Source organism: Gimesia aquarii, assembly GCF_007748175.1.
GTDB classification, from domain to species: Bacteria; Planctomycetota; Planctomycetia; order Planctomycetales; family Planctomycetaceae; genus Gimesia; species Gimesia aquarii_A.
Window position 1 is genome coordinate 5,441,892 of the sequence record NZ_CP037422.1, and the last position, 21,425, is coordinate 5,463,316.

The window sequence follows — 21,425 nt, forward strand, 5'->3', positions numbered from 1 at the left end:
AAGGGGAATGTGTAAACAGAATTTTATCCCACACTCCCAGTGATAGTTTGATGTGTGTCTTTTCTTTTGCAGCATGAATTTGATCTCTCCGGCCATCAACGGCAATGTTGAAAATTCAACACGACGATTTGGCAAAGATGAACTGAATCTGGCGGACTGGAAGATCGGTGTGGCCACCTATCAGCAACCGGTGACGGATGAGGGAAAAAAAGTGGATCGACACACGACCGTCATTTCGCGGAGTGATGGAACCTGCCAGCAGGTAATACGGGAAGCCCCTTCCAGTGTGGGTCTGCCAACGGCCGCGGATGACGATCTATTGCTGGCTTTGGAATATTTGACCTACCGGGAGGGTTTTAATGCAGATGTGATTCATTTTGAGCCGAATGAACTGCTCAAAATCATGAATTGCCCTGCCAATAACCATTACCGGCAACGTTTGAAAGATTCTTTTGAGCGATTGGTCAAGGTTTCTGTGACATACACCGATATCTGGTATGACCGAAAAACACAGGCAGTGGCTCCCGCGTTTTTCACCGGAGTACTGGCGGAAACCAAGCTAGTTTTTCGTCGGGGACGTCCACAGCAGGGGAGCCGGCCGGAGAGTTATTTTCAATGGGTGGACAGCCTGTTTCAGAGCATGAAGCAAGGAAATCTGGCAACAATTGACCTGGATCTGCACTTTTCGTTGAAACTGCCGGGAAGCCGTCAACTCCATCGGCATCTCAATAAACGTCGCTATGGAACACGAAAGTATGCCACGTATGAGCGTGACTTGAAAGAACTCGCCTGCGGTCATCTGGGAATGCAGGACTGCAAGGACTTGAAACGTAATTTTCATCGTTCCGTGCAGGAACTGATCGACGTGAACTATCTTTCTCCCGATTCCGTGCAGTACATCAAGGTACGACCCGGTGTCTGGCGTGTGCGCTTTGATTTTCAGGCCGTATCACCGGTTGTGCCTGCACCGGTTGCACTGGTACAGCAGTTTTACAAGTTATGGGCGGGTGAAGTCCCTCCACGGATCTTCGATGGGGAATTAGCCCATGCGCGTGAACTTCTTGATTTACATCCAGAAACGACAATTCGTCAAGTGTTACCCAACGTGGTTTCTACCATGAAAACAGAGTTCCCGAATGCCAAAAGTTTTGGGGGCGCGCGAAAATATTTTGACGAGGCACTGCAGTCATTTTCTGCCAGACAGCAAAAGATAGAGCGAACAGAGGTGGATGTGCAGGCAGACACTCAAAAGCAGGCTGCATTCCATGAGGAGCAGGAACAGAAACGTCAACTCCGTGGCAAGCGCCTGGCGATCTGGGATGAACTGACGGAGGCCCAAAAATCAAAACTTTATGAAGAGGCGATTCAGCAGGCAACCAGTGCCGCTGTGCGGGCAAGGCTGGTACGAGGTAAAGCTGATCAGCATCCTGCGACGGAAGTTCTGGCTCTGTTGGTAACCAAACAAAATACTCCGGCAGGGGATTCAGCCTGATTTTTTGACTTTTCATCTCCTGATATGCCTTCACCCTCTCTTATCAACACAGAACCCAGCAATCTGGAAGCGGAACGAACGGTGATTGGAGCGTTACTACTTGATTCGGATGCGATTTTCAAAATTCTTTCTCGCTTATGTGGACATGATTTCCATGATCCGGTGTTGGGAAGTATCTATCAAGCGATCATGCAATTGACTGAAGAGGGGAGTGGGATCGATTTTGTGACTGTGGCAGACAAGCTGAAAGATCACAGCAAAATTCAGCAGCTGGGGGGCTCTGCTTTTCTGGCAGATCTGTCCAGCAAGGTGCCGACAGCTTCCCATATTGAAAAGTATGCGGACATTGTGCTGGAACAGAGCAGACGCAGGCAGCTTGCCAGGCTGGGGACCAAAATCACCAGTCTGGCCCATGAAAAAACGCAGTCCGCCTCAGAATTACTCGAACAGGCGGAACAGGAGTTTTTGCAGCTTTCGCATCAGACAACCCTGCACAAACCGGTTTCATTGTCAGAGATGCGAACGGAACGTTACGACCGTTACACCATGCTGCATGAAGCGGATGACCCCGCCGAACATTTCGGGATACGGACTGGGTTCAGTGATATTGATCATCTCTTAACGGCGATGGCCCCTGGACACTTCATTGTGTTGGCGGCCCGCCCCAGTATGGGAAAGACAGCACTTGCGCTCGATATCGCCCGGAACGTCGGCCTGCAACAACAGAAGTCGGTTGGTATCTTCTCCCTCGAAATGACAAAGGAAGAAATCTTTGATCGGATGTTCGGAAGCCTCTCCAGCATTTCACCCTGGAAACTGACAAAAGGGCATCTTTCTGATGACGAATTCATGCAAATGGGACCGGTGCTGGACCAATTAACCGATCATCAAATCTACGTGGACGATGATCCGGATCGCACATTGCTCAACATCCGCAGCAAAGCCCGCCGATTGCAAATGGAACACGGGCTTGATCTCTTGATTATCGACTACATGCAACTGATCCAGATCACGGACCGTTTTGCCCGAGAGAACCGGACGCGGGAAATGAGTCACATTTCTGAAAACCTGAAACAACTGGCCCGTGAACTGCACTGTCCCGTGCTGGCTTTGTCGCAACTCTCCCGCGAATGCGAACGTCGTCCTGACAAACGCCCGCAGCTTTCAGACTTGCGCGACTCCGGTTCCATCGAGCAGGATGCCGACCGGGTGTTAATGCTCTACCGTGAAGGCTACTACAACGAAGCGACCGAACACCCCCAATTGACCGACCTCTACATCCGCAAAAATCGCCACGGTCCCACCGGTCATATCGAACTCATCTTTGACAAAGAAAAAATGAGTTTCAATCAGACACATCGGTAGTCGTTCCGCCCTCATTGAAGGCCGCACTTTCCCCCGCGTTTAACCCCGCGGGGAGGTGCGGGAGCTAAACCCTTCCTTTGGCGATTGAAAATCGACCAAAGGGGGCTTGGCGAAGCGAAGAAACATCTCCTATGAGGTGACACCACTCGCGGGCGGGAACCCGCGAGGCCGAGACTTCCGACACATTCCAGGGACGCAATGGCTCCATCCTCGGCCTCGCGTCTCCCTTCGGTTGCCCCTCGTAGGTCACGCACGACTCCCTGGGCAGGGAACGGCCGCGAAGCGGGATAAACCACAAAGCCTATCGGCTTCAGACACAACACGCGCAAGCAAAAAATTTTTCAGAAAATTAAAAGACTAGAAGTCTGATAAATTAACGAAACAGCTTTGGGCAACAAACACGCATCAAGAACAATGCTGGCGTCTGTAAACTCACTTTCATAACAGATGAGTCTTGCGATTGACTCCCTCCCTTCGCTTCAAGCTACTTGAACATTGAGCCAGACACTACTTTGGCTCCTTCGATTTGTCGGCTGGTTTTTTTGATGATATACCGTTCAACAAATTCTCTAAGAATCTGGCAGGTATGACGAACGTTTGTCCGCGAGTGCGGCACGCAATAGCGATGCCAACCACACGTCCCGAGATGTCGATAATCGGCGCCCCATACATGTTCAGAGTGATCGGAATGTCTGTATCGAAAACACTGAGGGAAGCGGCTCGATGAAGTACGTGCAAAAACAAACTGAAACAACTGGGATTAACTCTACATAATTATCATGACATGGGAGCCGCGCCGAACAATTGCTCAATCGCCGTTTTGGCGGCACTCATATATGGGCTGTTGAAGTCTAAGACCAGCGCCTTACAGCTATGAGAGTTACTGAACTCTATAAAACTAGAAGTGAGGTAAATCACTCACGTGAATTCATCGTTTAGGTAAGTTACGCGACTTCACTTTGCTAAAATATTTTAAGACACTTTTTAATTCATAAACCGCCTGATATAAAAGGGATCGATTATTCTCAAGACCCTTTACGATTCTAAGCAAAGGTGCTGACAAGAGCTTCATAATTCAATGGAAAATGAACTGAAGATGAAATCCAGACAACAACCAAAAAAAGAGCAGGAAAAATCTGAGAATAAATCCAGTCATTCGATACTTCATACTCATAGTGGGGAGGTAGGAGATAACTTTGCTAACTCACTAAATGAAGTCTATGTCATTGATACAATTGACCTGAACTTTGTCTGTCTAAATAAAAGGGCAATCACGAAGTCTGGTTACTCAATCGAAGAAGCCAGTCTGTTAACTCCAATACACATCTTACCTCAAATGAACGATGAGCAGTTTCGTCTGCTAGTTTCCCCATTGGTCGATAAGCTGATTCCTAAAATTGTGATTGAGGCCTTACTGCAGCGAAGAGATGGGACTCAATCTAACGTTGAAATCCAAATTCAGCTTACCCAATTTATGGGTCAAGAGTGTTTAGAGTTGACCATTCTGGATACATCAGAACATAAACATTCTATCTATGAGTTAGAGCGTTACAAGTTTGCAACTGACAACACGACAGACGCAGTCTATTGGGTCCGCGAGGATAGCAGTTTTTTTTACGTCAATAACTCTGCTTGTAAGATGCTGGGGTATTCTCGGGAGCAGTTACTGAGTATGGGGGTTGTTGACATCGACCCCAAATATCCGATGGATGTTTGGAAAAAACACTGGTCGAACATGAAGCAAAAGCGGTTTATGAGCTTGGAAACAAAACATCGTACCGCAAGTGGTGAGTTTCGATTTGCGTCAATGGAAGTCCATTTTTATGAGTACTATGACGAAGAATTTATTGTTGGCACCGCACGCGACATTACCGACGCAAAATACACTCAAATGGCTCTTCAGAAAACGCAAGCAGCACTCGATACAGCTACTGATGTGATTCTTTGGTTACAAACGGACGGTAAAATTATCTACGTCAATGACATCGCTCATAACCGCTTGGATTATACACGAGATGAAATCCTGGAGATGAATGTTGCTGATATCACTCCCGATATTGAATCTGCTGAGCTGTTTAAGAGTGAAATATGGCCGAGTCTCGAAGCCCAAAAAGGAATGGTTTTTCAATTCACTTTTCAAAGAAAAGACGGTAGTACTTTTCCTGCTGAAATGACAACTCATCTAATCGAATTCAGTGAGGAGAAATTTGCCTGTTCCTTTGTGCGAGATCTTACGGAAATCAATCAGGCACATCTGAAACTGAAAGAGTTGCATGAACTGAATCAAACTATGATTGAACTACTTTCTGTTACCGATGGTGTTTGGGACTGGAAGGTTGATACGGGAGAAGTCTGGTATGCACCTGGTTGGCGGAAGATGCTTGGATATGCCGGAGACGACATCAAGGGCATACCGAATACGTTAGAGGCATTTGATTCCCGAATTCATCCTGATGATATAAAAGGAGTCTGGGCTACAGTACAGGAAAGCTTTGATTCCATAACCGGTGTCTCACAGGAGGTTAATGATAAAAAACTGGCTGAAAAGCATAAAGAAAGCCAAGAACATCATCAAAGTAAAATCACTTCCATTATCAAGCCGTTCGAACACGAGTTTCGCCTCAGGACAAAAGACAAGAGCTATATCTGGGTGCGAGCCCGTGGAATGCCCCGTTTCGATTCTGCGGGAAACCCAGTCCGACTTGTTGGATCGACCAATGATATTACCGAGGCGAAAAAATCACGAGAAGCCATCGAAGAAAGTGAAGAGCGCTTCAAGCAATTGGCGAACCTCAACACACCTTGTTGGATCACAGAAATTGATTCTAACTGCACATGGTTAAACCAGCAATGGATCGATTACACCGGGCAAACCTTAGAGGAACAATTAGGATTTGGATGGTTAGATGCTGTGCATCCTGATGATGTTGATCAGACTAAGACAATCTATTTGGAAGCGGTTCAGAACCAACAGAATTTTGAGTTGGAATATCGCTTGCGTCGCTACGATGGTCACTATCGAGTGTTTAGAGCGCGAGGATCAGTAAGTCGTGACCGTAAAGGGTATTTTAATGGTTTTACAGGATTCAGTATTGATATCCATGACCAGAGAGAGGCTCAACTGGCACTTGAGAGAGAAAAAGAGGCGCTTGCAGTTAGTAACAAAGACCTTCAGGAATTTGCATACGTTGCTTCGCATGATCTTCAAGAGCCTCTCCGCAAAATTATGGCGTTTTCTGAACTTGTCAAAGAAGAATCTGGTGAGCAATTAGCTGAAGAGAGTCAAAAATATCTGGAAACCGTGATTGAGAGCGCTAAGAGATTAAAACAGTTAGTGAGCGATTTGCTGACGTTCTCCAGAATCTCAAGTCGAGGTAAAGAATTTGCTCCCGTGAATGCAAAGAAATGTCTGGATTATGCTCTTAATAATTTAGAATTTGCAATTCAAGAAAATGATGCCCAAATCACCTCCGACGAGTTACCAGTTGTGCTTGTTGATGCAAATCAGTTAACAATGCTATTTCAAAACCTCGTCAGTAACGCTATAAAATATCGATCTGATGAAAAAGTAAAAATCCATATTGGTGTTCACAGTATCAATTCAGTTCACAAATTTTATGTTCAAGATAATGGAATTGGAATTGAGCCTCAATACTCTAAAAAAATATTTGAGATCTTCCAACGTCTGCATGGCCGATATGCATGTGGAGGAGGAACAGGAATTGGGCTGGCGATCTGCAAACGAATCATTGAACGATTTGGCGGTGATATTTGGATGGAATCTGAAATCGGTAAAGGAACTACATTCTACTTTACAATTAATAATGACTAAGTACGAGAATCTTAAAATGGTACCAGAACATGCTCGACCAATAAACATCTTGCTCATTGAGGATGATGAAGACGACGTTGAATTGATTAAGAGATCTCTTAAACGCGACCGTATTGTGAATACTTTCACACACGTGAGCGATGGCATCATGGCGATGGAATACTTGCGAAAACAGGGAGAGTTTACTGATGCGATTCGACCAGATCTGATTTTGCTGGATCTAAACATGCCGCGGATGGATGGCCGTGAAGTGTTGAGGCAATGTCGTGAAGACGAGTCGATGGACACGATTCCCATTGTTATCTTTACCAGTTCTGACGATGAACAAGATATACTGGCCAGCTATAAATACAAGGCTAATAGCTATGTGACGAAACCGATCGATTTAGTTCAATTCCGTGATGTATTGACTGGACTCAGCAAGTATTGGTTCTGTATAGTCACCCTGCCCCCAACTGACGACAATCGGTAGGTTTGGTAACTGTGAATACAGAGACGATCCTGTCATCATGGTCTATGAAAATTCAGACGAATCGAGTTCATGGCAGTCATCACTTTAAACAGTAACACCCGCCAGTTCATGCCAGAGCAGGGCACTGGCTAATGTTTCCTGGCGGAAGGCTTCGAGGGCAAAGCGTTCGTTAAGGCTGTGCAAGTTGTTCGTGTTCTGGCCCCACACGAGTAAGAGGGTTTCCACGCCGACAACACAGTTCACGCAATCATTCTTTAAGGATTGAGCGATCTGTGGTAGCAGCGAGTTACGTGACCCTTTAGACGGTTGGTGACACTGAAACAGCCGCCAAAATTGTACTAAAATCAATCTGGCTCCGGCATCGTGCCAAATCAGTTGGGCTGGAAATTCCGGAAGGATTTTGATTTGACTCAACGGAGGCAGGGCCTAACCAAACGCTGAACCCGAGCGGAATGGCGGTCGGGCTCTATGACGAGATTTATGTTGCTCGGCGCCATTCCCGCCGGGTTAGCTCGGACGTTATCAGACCGAGATCGGACGGCGTTTCCATACCGGAAGCGTGCCCCTCAATCGCCGATAGTGCCGCGTCCAACTGTCCTGAAATACATTGGTTTTCGCGGAAAGCCTTGGTTCAGAAGACATCGACACTAAAATGTTTGAAGTGACTCCTAAATTGCCATCAACGAAATCAAAATACGGGATTGCCGTGCGATCGGTTGTTTACGACACATGCATCAGGGCCGGAAGAATCGCCGTATTCCAATCTTCGGAGGTCACAGACTCCGGTTGTCTGCCTTTGAAATTTCCCTTTGCATGATTTGCCGTCCAGGCAAGACGCACACAACAGCGCTTTGCCAATTCCAGCACCGTTTGTTTCGCGCCATTCTCGCCCTCCTGATCAAGATCAAACATCACCGAGACATGACCGCCGGGAATTTGATTTGCCAGCGTTGCCAACTTGTCTGCCTGGGTTTCAGTGATGGTGTTACTGCAGACTGCCAAAGCGGGAATACCAAGGGTGTGAAGATTAATGACATCATTGGGCCCTTCAACGAGGATGATACCGGTTTGTTGCATTTGTTCGCGGGTAGCGAGTTCATGAAACTGTGGTTCGCCAAAGAGTTCTTGTCCGCGATGGAAGCCTTTCACAAATTTGAATTTGTGCGGTTCTTTGGAACTGTCACCGGAACGTTGCCATTTTTTATATTGCGCTTCATAGTTAAGATTACGACCAAACCAAGTCAGAATGTTTTCTTCTGCATCGGGATAGCCATAGACAAAATGACCACGCAACAGACTCCCCGCATCATGGGGCAGATAACCACAACGAAATTGTTGCATGACCTCCGGAATCATGTAAGGACGTTGTCGCACATAAGCAGCGGCTTTCGGGGACATTTCCGCTACATCGGTCACGAAACGCTCGTCGAGATGAACCAGCTCACGAGCCCGTTCGTTCTCGGAGTCTTTGATTGGAATATTTTCGAGAGGGGATTCATCAGATATTGATTGCGGTAACTCGTCCGTTGATGGTTCCTCCGCTGCTGGTTCCCGTGAGTGTCCTTCAACTATCGCTTTCAGATCAGTGGCAATTTCTTTGAACTCGGCTCCCTTTAGTTTTCCACCAACCGGTTCGCGGTCATGTTTCATCAGGAACATCAGATTCAGCAAATTGCCCCGCACCGTGCAGCCATACTGAAAACAGCGAAATACGGCACCGTCCTGTTTGGTTTTGAGGGAGATCGTCCGGTCGCCGGTTTCCTGGTCTTTGCCACAGGCAAAAATACATGCCATGCGGGTTTCATTTTGCGTTTTGTGTAGTTCCGGTAGTGGGACGTTGTAGAAACTGGCGATGCGTTCCACGACATCACCGGCAGCAACCAGTTCGCGTTGCAGGGTATCAACGTCAATGTAGCCACGTTTTTTCTGGAGCATGCAAGTGAGAGTATGAGCAAAATCAGGGAAGACATGCTACGTTCCTTGCCAACGTATGGCAACACGATCCCTCATAAAAACACGTTGGCAAAAGACGTCCCGCGATGATGAAATCCTGGCGGCTTTGACGCGGTGCCCGTTGACGGCAGAAGAAATGTTCAAACTGAGCCAGACCTGGTCGCAACCCTTTACCAGTTTGCGGCGAGTCCAGGAGCGAATGCAAGATTTAAGCGCCGCAGGCCAGTTGCAGGCGTGGCGGTATGCCACGACAGGTCAGGGGGGTGCCCGGCTGTACTACAAGCTGACACTGACCGGTTATCGCACGGTAATGCAGGACGATCAGATCAAACCGCCTACCAAACGTTTCTTTCACGAAATCAGTCCGGGCCGACATCGGCATCAGCGGGCCTTATCACAATTCATCGTACAGACCTATCTGGCCGCTCATGTTCGTGGAATCAAGGTCACTGATTTTCATCCCGAAAACACGTTCCGCATTGATTGCGGAGAACGACCGCTGTGGCCTGACGCGCGGTTTACGCTGATGTTGCCGAATGAGAGCCAGTTTTCATATTGCGTAGAACTCGATAACAGCACCGAATCCGTACTCTCGCACAAGAGTACCGACAGCATCCTGAGTAAAATGCAACGCTATCTCATTGATCTGGTGGCCGCACCTCAGTCCTACCGTGTGCTGTTTCCCGTCACCGGTTCAGCAGATCGATTACAACATATCGTCGATCTCGCCAGAAACTTGACGGACGGACGCTCGTTTTCCCCGTTTTATGTGGTGTTGCTGGATGACTATCTCGCCCACCCCGATGCGTTCTTCCGTCCCTGTTTTCATGCACCACAGAACAAAAACATTTCTCTGTTGCGTTCCCAGGCACGACAGTTTCAAGTTCGCTCTGCTTTGCTGGCCAGACCGGCTTTCGTGTGATAGGGTGCGGCTCCTGTTGGCAGGCTCGTTGCTCCGACGGTGCAGAGGGTCGTTTTTCAAAATCATCCTCGCCACTCCTATGGACTACGTCCCCCTGGACTGGTCAGTCACTCCCGAGCAGATTGTAAGCCACAACGGGACAAAAGAAAAAGAACCCGCCGATGAAACAGGCAACTTCAGACGCGGGTTCTTGGTGACGCATGGCGTCTTGGTTCTGAACGTTCAAGAACTGATGACTGTCGAAGAGTCAGCTTTGCTTAACACTGACAATTCGGCTCTGCTGCTGTAGGCTGTCGCCTCACATGTTAGTTTCCGTCAGCGACACACCGACCAACGAACGAGGACCGCGCCACATGCGGTCGATTCTGGCAGCGATTCACCATGCTTCATCGAAAACATTACCGATTTCGTTCCTCATCGGACGCCATGCACGACAGGTCGGCTTGTATTGTCGGTTTCCCGGTCTGCTGCATGGATTGGTTCGAGGGCAGTTTCACGCCAAGTATCCCGATTGTACGATTGAATTACTGGAAGAGGATGCACTCGATTGTTCTGCAGACTTTGAAACCTGGACGATCACGTTGCATCTGCGACCCGATCTGTTTCCGATTTTGCGATACCAACAATTTGAAGAGGTGATTCATGATGAAGTCGATGATCCGATGGGGGCATGCTGCAGGCGATGGCTCCGGACAACAGTGACATTCAGGCGATGATTGAATTGACGGTAAATCCTGCCAGCCCCCGCCGTTGTCAGCAGGCACAAGCCGCGGTGGAACGCTTGGCCCGTCCTTTCTTTCGCAAACACCGGAGTCTGGCCCGCAAATATGCGCTGGCGGCCAGCAGCCCGAAGCGCTGGCAGCGAATGTGGGCGCCCTTGTTTTCGATCTTGTTTGCTCGACAACATGAAGCGCGATTTAGCGCGGACGAGGAGCTCAACAAAACCGCTTCCCGGATGCACGACAACGAAAAAGACTTGCAAGCGGCTTCGGTCAAACTGGGACAACATCTGTTTGAAGCGCAGCTGCGTTTGACGGTCTATGCACCCGCTGGCCAAAGGCAGGCTGCGATCAGCAAATTACAGGAGATGGCTGCGGTGCTCAATAAGTTTACGGAACCACGGTTGGGCCTGTTTCAGTCTTCAGGCGTTTCCCGGAACAAGAGGCCCCCACATCGTTGTGGTTTTCTCCTTTCTGATGAGGAACTGGCCACGCTCTGGCATCTGCCGACCAGTTCGGTGCGGGATGTTTCCCATCAGGTAACACATTCCCGGCGGTTGGAACCGCCGGTAGAGTTACCCCTCAAAAAAAGGGAAATTTTGGGTTCCAGAATTTGCGAGCTGGGACGAGTTTCCTTTCAGGACCAGAACGAGCGTTTCGGACTGCGGACTGCAGACCGGTTTCGGCACCTGTTCATTGTGGGCAAAACCGGAAACGGCAAATCAACGGTGCTGCAAAATGCGATTTTGTCAGACATGCGGGCAGGGGAGGGCTTGGCGGTCGTTGATCCGCACGGAGATCTGGCCGAAGCCGTGCTGGCGTCTGTCCCCAGTCAGCGTACCAATGATGTGATTCTGATTGATCCGAGTGATCTCCACTATCCGGTTGGCTTCAATCCACTCGATGTGAATGCTGCCATGGCTGATGTCGCCTGCGATGGCGTGGTCAGTACCTTTCGCAAGGTGTTCGGAACCGGGACGCACACACCTCGCCTGGAAGACATTTTGTGGAATACCGTCCTGGCACTAATGCTGGCAGGGGATGCGACGATTCTGGATATGCTGCGGATGTTTGATGTCGATGACCGTTTACGCAGACAGATTCTGGCGCGGGTGACTGATCCCGTGGTACGCAACTGGTGGATGGCGACCTTTCCGAAACTGCGTTCGCTGAAAGGAGAAGATCCATTTGCCTCGGTGGAAAACAAACTGCGTCAGCTACTCACCAATTCCGTGATCCGCAACATGGTCTCGCAACCACAGAGCAGAATTGACTTCCGGGCGGCAATGGACAGTGGCAAGATTCTCATTCTCAATCTCTCCAAGGGAAAGCTGGGGGAACGAACGTCTTCATTTCTGGGTTCCCTGTTCGTGACCCAACTGCAGCTGGCTACGATGACTAGGGCCACCATCCCGGAGCAGGGACGCAGGCCGTTTTATCTTTACGTCGATGAGTTTCAGAATGTGGCGACTTCCAGTTTTGCGACGTTCCTGTCCGAAGCCCGTAAGTACAAACTCGGTCTCTGTCTGGCGACCCAGTTCCTCGATCAAGTCGATCCAGAGACCCTGCAGGCAGTCTTCGGCAATGTTGGCAGCCTGCTGGTGTTTGCGGTGGGGCCCAATGATGCGGAGATCCTGGCAGACCAACTGACAGGCCACGTCACGGCCGCCGATTTAATCGCACTTCCCAAATACCGTGCCTGTATCCGCCTCATGATTGACGGCATGTCCCGCCCCGCGTTTACCATGGAAACCATCAAACCCACAGAAATTACCGATTTGCATCGGGCCGCGATTGTACGCGCGCAATCACGGCGTCAATACGCGCAACCCCTCGAAACCGTGCAGACACGGATTCAAAAGGCATTTTCCTCGGCCTGGATGATGCTGCCCGATTACGTTGATCCCAACTTATTTCCGATGGGATATCATGGTCTGGGATTTTGCTGATCCCCCATTACCAGGTTTTCTGAGTGACAACTGCGCCCCTCATCGTCTATAATAGCCCCATGTTAAAACCACGCCTCACCGAAGAACAGCGGAATGCCCTGGACCAACACCACGGACTGATCGAAGTGGATGAGGAAGGGCGCAAGTACATTCTCATGTCAATTGAAATCTATCGCGACATGCTGGGAGTCGGTACGGACGAAGAACTGACGGCTTCTCTCAAAGCATTAGAAGCAGGTCTGGCTGACGTGGATGCGGGCCGCACCCGTCCCTTCCGTGATGTTCTGGCCGAACTCGACGACGCATGACATTTCGGGTAGAACTCTCACAGCGGGCCGAAGCGGATATTAAACGTGCCTATGCTTATATCCGCAAACAGGGACCAGCAGATCCCAAAGCTTGGAAGGCCGGTCTCGAGCAAAAACTGACTGGTCTTGAAACCTTTCCCGAAGCCTGCGGTTTGGCTCCCGAAAATGAGTTTGTCAAAGCGGAAATCCGTCAGGCCCTGTACGGTTCGTTTCGGATTGTGTTTACGATTCGGGAGGAAATCGTGTTTGTACTCACCGTGCGCCATGCGGCCCGACTTTCTATGTCGCATGATGAATTAGATAAAATCAACTAGCTGTTTCTTTGTTGCGAAATCCCTTGCCTCACGTTGGATTCTGAGGCAGGCTACGCGGCCATGGCCAAAGAGCAGTTTTTTTATTCCCAAACGCGGCAGCTATTTACTACCTTAGAAAATATTTCCCAGAGGTCCGGAGTCAGCCGCGGTAAGGCCTTTGAAGATCTGCTGCAAGCGTGTGTCGCCGCTCTCGCCGCGGAAACGATGGAACCCGCTTATTTTGAGGCGATCCAAGCGCACACAGAGGGCTCTCCAGGAAAACGGGGCGTGGATCTGTTTCCGAAGTTTCTGGCGCAGTTGATCGAGAGCATGTCAGAGCAGGATCAAGATTTGTTGGGAGATCTGTTTGAGGGGAGTATTTCGTATGGCGAGAAGGGGCAGTTTTTGACACCGGAATCCGTTTCAGAACTTATGGCAAATTTGACCATCGATGCCGCAGAAAAAACAGCTGAAAAGAAAACACAGGTCATCAACGACCCCTGTTGCGGAACCGGGCGAATGCTCCTGAAAGCGGGGGAGATCAATCCGCAGGCAGAATTATGTGGCCAAGATATTGATGCGCGCTGTGTTCGAATGACGGCTTTGAATCTCAGCTTGCGAGGCAAATATGGCTATGTTGTTTGTGGCAATTCACTGACACTGGAATCAAAATTTGCCTACCGGGTTGGCAGCTTCTACCACGAATTACCGAATGGCAGACGTCGCGGCGTGATTCGGGAAATTCCATTGGAACAGACTCCGGTGCCCTTTGTCACTGACACAACACGAACAGCAACACAGGGTTTGTTTGCTCAGCAGGAAGCTGATTCACACGAACCAGATCAAGCACAGAAAATCTCCCAAACGATCATGGAGGTTCCGCAGTGGTTATTCCGTCTGGAACAGCGAATGGACAATGTGGAGTCTGGGAATGATTCAGATCAGTCAATTCAAGTTGAGAAAGAAGAATCGACAAACACTAAATCAGTACCTGATAACGACAGAGTTAAAACGCAGAAGAAATTGTTTTAAGTGGTTTTTAAGGAAAAATTTCAGTATTCAGATATTAATTTCCATCTCTACGAGGGCATGCTAAACTGATTGCGAAATGCAGACGGTTTCCATCAACAACTTTGGATTTCTAATTGCTTATCTCGTTCCCGGTTTTACTACCCTATGGGGAATCAGCTACTTTTCCACTACGGTTCAGTCTTGGATTGGCATCCTTCCCAGTGAATCGCCGACAGTCGGAGGTTTTTTGTATATCACCATCGGTTCGGTCGCAGTGGGGCTCACAGTCAGCACGATTCGTTGGATAGTCATTGATACCATTCACCATTGGACAGGGATTTCTGATCCGGGTTGGGATTTTTCAAAGCTGCAAAAAAATATCAATGCCTTTGATCGCTTGATCGAAATTCATTATCACTATTACCAGTTTTATGCCAATTCGATTATTGCCGTGATAATTGTTTATAGTATTCGGCGAATCTCACTTGGTTTGTGGTCCACTCCCTTGGGATGGATGGAACTCTTAGTTGGAATATTTTTGTTAATTTTTTTTGCTGGTTCGCGTGATACGCTTCGAAAATACTATAAACGGACCACCCAATTGCTAGAGATGGATGTAGAAGAAGTTCAGACCGAAGATAGTCCTGATCTCGATTCTGCAGATGTATTAACGTCTTGATTTCTTATGACCACTTTTTTTTAATCGCGTTTCTAACGCTTTGACGAAGTCTGGCAGAGTCGTTCCCAATGCGTGGCATACCGTGCGTAACTGAATGATATCCATACGGCGTTCACCCCGTTCACACTTACTCACAAATGACTGGCTTTGCCCAAGCCGTTCAGCTAACTCGACTTGTGAGACTTTCAAGTTCTTTCGAGTCTCTTTCAGCAAGCGAAGCATGATTGAATATTCTCGGGTAAAAATCGACTTTTCCATATCGCCTCTTGAAAAAAAGAAAGGCGAATCGTATAGTCCGTATTGGAATAGTCCAAAATGGACTATATTAATCAGTTCAGAAAGTGAAGGAGAAAGCCATGACAAACGGTGGTTCAAAGAGTCCAGAAGAGGAAAAACAGGAAAAACCCACATCATCAACGGCTAACAAAGGGGATAATTCTTCTCAAAAGTGAACTTCAGAAGAAAACTAAGGGAAGCAGGTGCAGGGCGGTAAACCAATTTTGTTTACCGTCCCTTTTTTGAGAATGCAGGTTGGATTCAAATGGATCTTTTTATGGTGAGAATCCTACCAAGAGGTGGGGGTTACGTGTTCGCCTTCTTTGCATTGTACGCCCCACGCAAGGAGCTTCCCCTGCGGGTGCTCCTCCTTGACTGTTGGGCCGTGGAAGGAACGTGTCGGCGAGCAAATGTCGGCGTTTTGTTTTCTTCCAACCATTTATCATGGCAATCGACAACAACACATCATCGGCAACAGAACAAACACTCAGAATATTCCGGATTCATTACTGTATTCGTGATGGAGAATACGAATATGGGGATTGTGTGACTGCCAGACTTCCACGGGAGCCCAAGACGGCGCAAGAACTGGTCGAAGCAGTCCTCTACAACTGGCTGCTTGATCCCAGCGACGAAGAGGAACAAAGGGATGTTGCGCGATGCGTGAAAGAGTACGAGCAAGAGGGATATTTCGAATTGCCAAATGACTACCGTCTGGTCGATCAATTGTACGTGATGCAAGCTGATCCGCTGATCGATATTATTCATGAGCTCGTGAACGCTCTGGAAAGCGCTGTCATTGACACAGACATGCAGCTGTCAGTAAAACAAAGACAAGCACGAAAGCAATACTATCTTTCTGCAATCGCGAAAGCAGAAGGCTACTAAGCCCCTCACGGGGCTTTTTTTGCTCACAGAAATAAAACTGCAGCACGGCTCACAATTACCAATGATTTCCTTGCCGCTTGTTCGACCGCCTCCGTATTTGCCGATCAAACAGTCGACACAACTTCAAAACGGTAGTTCAATGCAGCTTCTATGCCCAGGCGATGAGGGACGACATGGACTAGGGGATTTCTTACCTTACAGTGAGAACCGTTTATGGTCCGCCTTTGATTACGGATACAACTTAGTGCTATGATTCTGTCCAATGAGCATCCTCCGTCTCCGTGATTCACTCTTTGCATGCATACTGCTCCTGACCGCCGCATTCTTTAGCCAGACGGAGCCGGTATATGCGGCCACTGTCACCTGGGACGGTGGCGGAGCCGACACCAATTGGAGTACTTGCCAGAACTGGAGCGGCGACAGTTGTCCTGGCGTAGCGGATGTGGCAACGTTCAATGCCACGTCAACGAAAAACGCCAGCATCGACGCCAACATTTCTGTTGCCGGTCTCGACATCCAGCCGGGTTACTCCGGAACCATCACCCAAAACAGCAGCATGACGATCACCGTCGGCTCCAGCAACTGGAATCAGGAGGGAGGCACGTTTAGCGGCGGGGATTCGACCATCGACATCAACGGTACTTTCACCTTAAGCGGCAGCAGCGTGTTTACCTCCACCACCGGCATGCTGGAGATCAACAGCGGCAATACCTCCGTGACGCTCTTTCAGCAATCGGGCGGCACATTCAATCACAACGGCGGTTCGGTCAAGTTCGACAGCAGTAGCAGCTGCGGGCACTTTACAATGACCATTGATGTCGACTCTTCAATTACATTCCATCATCTTGAACTCGATACCAGCAATGTCTGCAGTAGTGCAACGTACAACACCGGAGCAGGGGACACGGTCACGACAGCGGGGACATTTACCTATTCGGATTCCAGTGGCGGAGGACGCATTCGACTAGGCAGCGGTACGTGGGAGGCGCAGGGGAATATCGTCATCAGTGGCGGCGATGATGATGCAACGGGAACGCTGACTGTCAACGGCTCTGGAAACCAGGAATACACATATTCCTCGGGGAACGGCCCGCGCATAGAGATTGATAAGGCAACCGGAACCGTTACACCGGCCGTCGGAATGACGAATCTCAACGTCAATGGCCTCACACTCACAGCTGGCAATTTCACAGCACCAACGGGTACCCTCACGATTGCACCTTGTGCAACCTCATCAGAGACAGTGCTCGCCGTCGCCAACGGCACGACGTTGACGCACAACAATGGTACGGTCAGTTTTATGCCGGACAACCTAACGTGTAGCGGTTTGACATTTACGATCGATGTCGACACAACGTTGACACTCAATCATGTCATCGCCGCAGCGACACAAAACTGTCAGCGACCTATACTCACGACAGCTGCAGGCGATACGATCATCGCCGCCGGCAATCTGACGTTTGGCGATGAAAAGGTCAACGGGTCCTGGGAAGCCCGGGGGGATGTCACGATCGAAGCGGCAATGAACGGAGGAAGTGCCACACTCACATTCAGCGGAAACGGAAATCAAACCTATACCGACAACGGCGGTGACGAACCGGATGGAAATATCACGATTGCAAAGACGGGTGGTGCTGTCGTGCTGGCCTCCAGTGCGGACTGGAACGCCACCGGACAGGATCTGGCCCTGACAGGTGGCACGCTCGACTTAGGCGGCTACGATCTGAGTGTCGCCGACCAGTTCACCATCACGGGAACGGGAACGTTGCGGTTGCACGGCAATGAGAGCCTCTCGGGAGGGCCGGACAGCATCGCAAAAACGGGGCTTGTCTATTACGACAGAGCCGGCGAAACCACAGCTTTAAAGGACATCAGCTACGGCAGCCTCATCATCGGCTCGAGCGGGTCTGCCGTGTACCATCTACCAACGGCCACGCTCGATATCAATGGTGACCTTACTTTGAGTGGTGGCACGCTGGCGGTAACAGCAGCACAGACAATCACGCTTTCGGGCTCGTGGCTGACCGATGGTGGCGCATTTTCCGCCGGCACGGGAACGGTGACGCTCAACGGCGGCATTCAAACACTCTCCGGTTCCACGACCTTCTACAACCTGGCCAAGACAACGTCTTCTCCGCAGACACTGACGTTCGCTGCCACAACAACTCAGACCATTACCAACGCCCTGACACTGGAAGGGGCGGCAGGAAATCTCCTGACACTGCAGTCGTCCCAGGGGGGCACGCAGTGGAAGTTCGATCCTCAGGGGACGCATAGCATCAATCAGATTTCCGTCAGCGATTCCAATAATATCAATGCCACTGCCATTGACTGCTCAAGCAGTATTTGCACGGACGGGGGCAATAACACCAACTGGACCTTCTCCGGCAAATCGTCGACCTCAACCGCGCTGACCTCCAACAACAATCCCGCCACCTTCGGCGAGAATATCGTGCTCACAGCCACCATTACGCCCTCGGATGCGACGGGAACGGTTACCTTCCAGAGCGGCGCGACGGTGCTCGGCACGGCCACCATTGGCCAAGGCAGCGGTTCGCTCACCGTATCGGATTTTGGGATCGGCGCCTACAGCCTGACCGCGACCTACGGGGGAGACGCCAACTATGAAGAAAGCACATCCGCGGCCCTCTCGCAAGTGGTCGACAAAATTGTTACCACAACCACACTCGCTTCTTCTGACCTCACATCGACCTTCGGCCAGTTCATCACCCTCACCGCAACGGTTTCCCCCTCCTCCGCATCAGGAACGGTTACCTTCCAGAGCGGCGCGACGCTGCTGGGCACGGCCACCGTCGGCCAAGGCAGCGGTTCGCTCAGAATTCCCGATCTCGCCGCCGGCGCTAACACGCTGACCGCCGTTTATGGAGGAAATGCGACCCTCTCCGGAAGCACCTCAAGCACGGTTTCCCAAGTCGTCTCCGGCTTAGCCCCGTCATTGCTCATGGAGTCGGATTTGCAGTATGGGGGGGCGTTTCGCGTTCCCGATGGAACATTTGGTGGTAGTCGATTCGGTTTTGGTGGCAGAGCAGTCGCGTTCCGGCCGAATACCACCGGCGATTCGACTGATGATACGCTGTTGGTTTCAGGACATGCCCAGCATGACCAGGTCGCTGAAATCTCTATTCCTACGCCCGTCATCAGCAGTACGCTGGGTGACCTGAATACCGCGACAGTCATTCAGAACTTTGCCGACATTACTGATGGTAAGATTAGTCAAGTTGATGTCGGCACGGACAGTGATGTCGGTGGCGTGTTCACATATGGAAACAGACTCATTTGGACGGCCTACAGCGGCTATGATGCGAATGCCGCAGTCAATGTATCGCATGGAACGTCCTCGTTTACGTTGTCGGATACAACAGATGCCGAGGGCATGTTCCGCGTCGGCAGCACACTCAATCCCGGCTATTACGCCGGATATATGACGCCGGTCCCTGCCTACTGGCAGTCCGATTTCGGCGTTCCCGTTCTCACCGGACAGTCGAACCTGAATATCATCACGCGCACCTCGGCCGGTCCTGCGGCGTTCGGATTCGATCCCGATGATTTGGGTGTGTTGGAACCCGTGCCTGACACATCGTTCCTCTATTACACGTCGCAAAATCCTCTCAGGGGAATGCAAACGAAGAATGACCTCTTTAACTATAACTCATCAGTGGGTGGCCTGGTGTTTTCCCCGCAGTCGCGATCGGTGCTGTTCTTCGGCGGGCATGCAACGGGTGAGTGGTGTTATGGAGATCCGGAAGATTGCAACGATACGGTTCGCGGAGGGAAAGGAAACCATGACGTCGGTAGCAACTACGTCTTGCAAGTTTGGGCATATGATGCCGTCGATCTCTTGGCGGTGAAGAATGGGGAACTCAATCCCTGGGATCTGGAGCCGTATGCCGTGTGGAGACCTGAGGTGCCGATTTCGGTAAGCAATCCTGTCTTGGGCGGGGTCGCCTACGACCCCGAAACGGAGCGGATTTTCGTGGCCCAGATGGGTGCGGACACGGCAACGGAATCCAGGCCGCTGATTCACGTCTATCAGATCCAACGGCGTGCTGTGGAGATTTCTTCTCTCTCCCCCGCAGACAACACAGCCGGCATCACCACCACGGCGAATCTCGTCATCACGTTCAACGATACGATTGGCGCTACGGGAACGGGAACAGTGACCATCAAAAAGGCAGCCGATGATTCCACGGTGGAAACCATCAACGTCGCCAGCGGTCCGGTCACCGGTACGGGAACGACGCAGATCACGATCAACCCGACCGCCAACCTCGACCCCGGCACCGCATACTACGTTCAGATTCACCCCAACGCATTCCCGAACCTGGGCGGTAACAGCTTCGCCGGGATCAGCGATACGACGACCTGGAACTTTACTACGCTGGAGACCGGTGCTCCCACGGTTTCCACACTCTCCCCCGCAGACAATGCCACTGGCGTTGCGACCACGGCCAACCTCGTCATCAGTTTTAACGAATCCGTCCTTCCACAATCGGGAGTGAATAACGATATTGTCATCAAGCAATCCAGCGACAATTCCACCGTGGAAACCATTGACGCGCTTTCCAATCAAGTCACGGGCTCAGGCACTGCGCAGATTACCGTCAATCCCAGCGTGACACTGGCTGAGAATACGTCGTATTACGTTCAGATTGGCGGAGATGCTTTCGACGACACGGAAGGAACCAGCTTTGCCGGGATTAACGACACCGTCAGCTGGAATTTTACAACCACCGACAGTACGAATCCTACCGTGTCGAGTTTTTCGCCGGTAGATAACGCCACCGGTGTCGCCACCACGGCCAACCTCGTCATCCACTTTAGCGAACCCGTCGATGCGGAGAGCGGGAATCTCACGATCAAACAATCCAGCGACAACTCGATCGTGGAGACGATCGACGTTACCTCGGGACAGGTGACGGGGGGCGGCACGGATTCCCTCACGGTCAACCCAGGCGTCACCCTGGAAAATTCCACTGCCTACTATGTTCAGATTGCCTCTACGGCGTTCGATGATGCAGCGGGCAACAGCTACCCGGGGATCAGTGATACGACGACCTGGAACTTCACCACCGTGAGCGGTGATGTTGCTCCCCCAGATACCTTCTCGCTCTCCCCGGCAGACAACGCCACTGGCGTCGCTACTACAGCCAACCTCGTCATCAGTTTTAACGAATCCGTCCTTCCGCAATCGGGAGTGAATAACGATATTGTGATCAAACAATCCAGCGACAATTCCACCGTGTAA

At 50.3% G+C, this 21,425-nt stretch carries 16 protein-coding genes and 1 pseudogene; 15 read left to right on the plus strand and 2 right to left on the minus strand.

What is annotated here, in order from left to right:
• The first annotated feature begins 73 nt into the window (after window positions 1–73).
• The 5 genes and pseudogenes from V202x_RS20620 to V202x_RS20640 all read left to right on the plus strand — a co-directional run bounded on the left by V202x_RS20620 (window position 74) and on the right by V202x_RS20640 (window position 7,161).
• Window positions 74–1,492, plus strand: a complete 1,419-nt coding sequence (locus V202x_RS20620) for a replication initiator protein A (protein WP_145178747.1) — start codon at window positions 74–76, stop codon at window positions 1,490–1,492.
• Window positions 1,493–1,516: 24 nt separating this feature from the next.
• Window positions 1,517–2,857, plus strand: coding sequence for a replicative DNA helicase (gene dnaB, locus V202x_RS20625; RefSeq protein WP_145178748.1), 1,341 nt, complete (start codon window positions 1,517–1,519; stop codon window positions 2,855–2,857).
• Window positions 2,858–3,566: 709 nt separating this feature from the next.
• Window positions 3,567–3,641, plus strand: a pseudogene (locus tag V202x_RS28160) (DUF1559 domain-containing protein); the annotation flags it as partial.
• Between the two features lie 312 nt (window positions 3,642–3,953).
• Entirely contained in the window at window positions 3,954–6,689 is a 2,736-nt protein-coding gene (locus tag V202x_RS20635) for a PAS domain S-box protein (protein ID WP_197993004.1), read from the plus strand.
• A gap of 16 nt (window positions 6,690–6,705) precedes the next feature.
• Entirely contained in the window at window positions 6,706–7,161 is a 456-nt protein-coding gene (locus V202x_RS20640; RefSeq protein WP_145178750.1) for a response regulator, read from the plus strand.
• A 720-nt stretch (window positions 7,162–7,881) separates the two neighbouring features.
• On the opposite strand, the gene V202x_RS20650 is transcribed toward V202x_RS20640, so the two are convergent.
• The gene (locus tag V202x_RS20650; protein ID WP_145178751.1) at window positions 7,882–9,096 is read right to left on the minus strand and encodes a toprim domain-containing protein; all 1,215 of its coding nucleotides are present in this window, start codon (window positions 9,094–9,096) and stop codon (window positions 7,882–7,884) included.
• A 55-nt stretch (window positions 9,097–9,151) separates the two neighbouring features.
• Between V202x_RS20650 and V202x_RS20655 the strand changes: the two genes are divergently transcribed.
• The 8 genes from V202x_RS20655 (at window position 9,152) to V202x_RS20690 (ending at window position 14,995) form a co-directional block, all read left to right on the plus strand.
• Window positions 9,152–10,036, plus strand: a complete 885-nt coding sequence (locus V202x_RS20655) for a replication-relaxation family protein (RefSeq protein ID WP_145178752.1) — start codon at window positions 9,152–9,154, stop codon at window positions 10,034–10,036.
• A 79-nt stretch (window positions 10,037–10,115) separates the two neighbouring features.
• Window positions 10,116–10,325 carry a hypothetical protein gene (locus V202x_RS20660; protein ID WP_145178753.1) on the plus strand — a complete coding sequence of 70 codons (210 nt, stop codon included), beginning with the start codon at window positions 10,116–10,118 and terminating at the stop codon, window positions 10,323–10,325.
• A 13-nt stretch (window positions 10,326–10,338) separates the two neighbouring features.
• Window positions 10,339–10,752: a hypothetical protein gene (locus V202x_RS20665; RefSeq protein ID WP_145178754.1), complete on the plus strand. Its 414-nt coding sequence runs from the start codon at window positions 10,339–10,341 to the stop codon at window positions 10,750–10,752.
• Between the two features lie 380 nt (window positions 10,753–11,132).
• Window positions 11,133–12,704, plus strand: a complete 1,572-nt coding sequence (locus tag V202x_RS20670) for a type IV secretory system conjugative DNA transfer family protein (RefSeq protein ID WP_145178755.1) — start codon at window positions 11,133–11,135, stop codon at window positions 12,702–12,704.
• 23 nt (window positions 12,705–12,727) lie between these two features.
• Window positions 12,728–13,012, plus strand: coding sequence for a hypothetical protein (locus V202x_RS20675; RefSeq protein ID WP_145178756.1), 285 nt, complete (start codon window positions 12,728–12,730; stop codon window positions 13,010–13,012).
• Entirely contained in the window at window positions 13,009–13,326 is a 318-nt protein-coding gene (locus V202x_RS20680; protein WP_145178757.1) for a type II toxin-antitoxin system RelE/ParE family toxin, read from the plus strand. The genes V202x_RS20675 and V202x_RS20680 overlap by 4 nt, the downstream gene beginning before the upstream one ends.
• A 60-nt stretch (window positions 13,327–13,386) precedes the next feature.
• A complete protein-coding gene (locus tag V202x_RS20685) occupies window positions 13,387–14,337 on the plus strand; it encodes an N-6 DNA methylase (protein ID WP_145178758.1) in 951 nt (316 codons plus the stop codon).
• 76 nt (window positions 14,338–14,413) lie between these two features.
• Window positions 14,414–14,995 (plus strand): hypothetical protein, encoded by a 582-nt coding sequence (locus tag V202x_RS20690; RefSeq protein ID WP_145178759.1) that lies wholly within the window; start codon window positions 14,414–14,416, stop codon window positions 14,993–14,995.
• On the opposite strand, the gene V202x_RS20695 is transcribed toward V202x_RS20690, so the two are convergent.
• Window positions 14,984–15,253 carry a helix-turn-helix domain-containing protein gene (locus V202x_RS20695; protein WP_145178760.1) on the minus strand — a complete coding sequence of 90 codons (270 nt, stop codon included), beginning with the start codon at window positions 15,251–15,253 and terminating at the stop codon, window positions 14,984–14,986. The genes V202x_RS20690 and V202x_RS20695 overlap by 12 nt on opposite strands.
• 414 nt (window positions 15,254–15,667) lie before the next feature.
• On the opposite strand from V202x_RS20695, the gene V202x_RS20700 reads away from it, so the two are divergent.
• Together V202x_RS20700 and V202x_RS20705 are read left to right on the plus strand one after the other, a co-directional pair.
• Entirely contained in the window at window positions 15,668–16,159 is a 492-nt protein-coding gene (locus V202x_RS20700) for a hypothetical protein (RefSeq protein ID WP_145178761.1), read from the plus strand.
• A gap of 262 nt (window positions 16,160–16,421) precedes the next feature.
• Entirely contained in the window at window positions 16,422–21,425 is a 5,004-nt protein-coding gene (locus V202x_RS20705; protein ID WP_145178762.1) for an Ig-like domain-containing protein, read from the plus strand.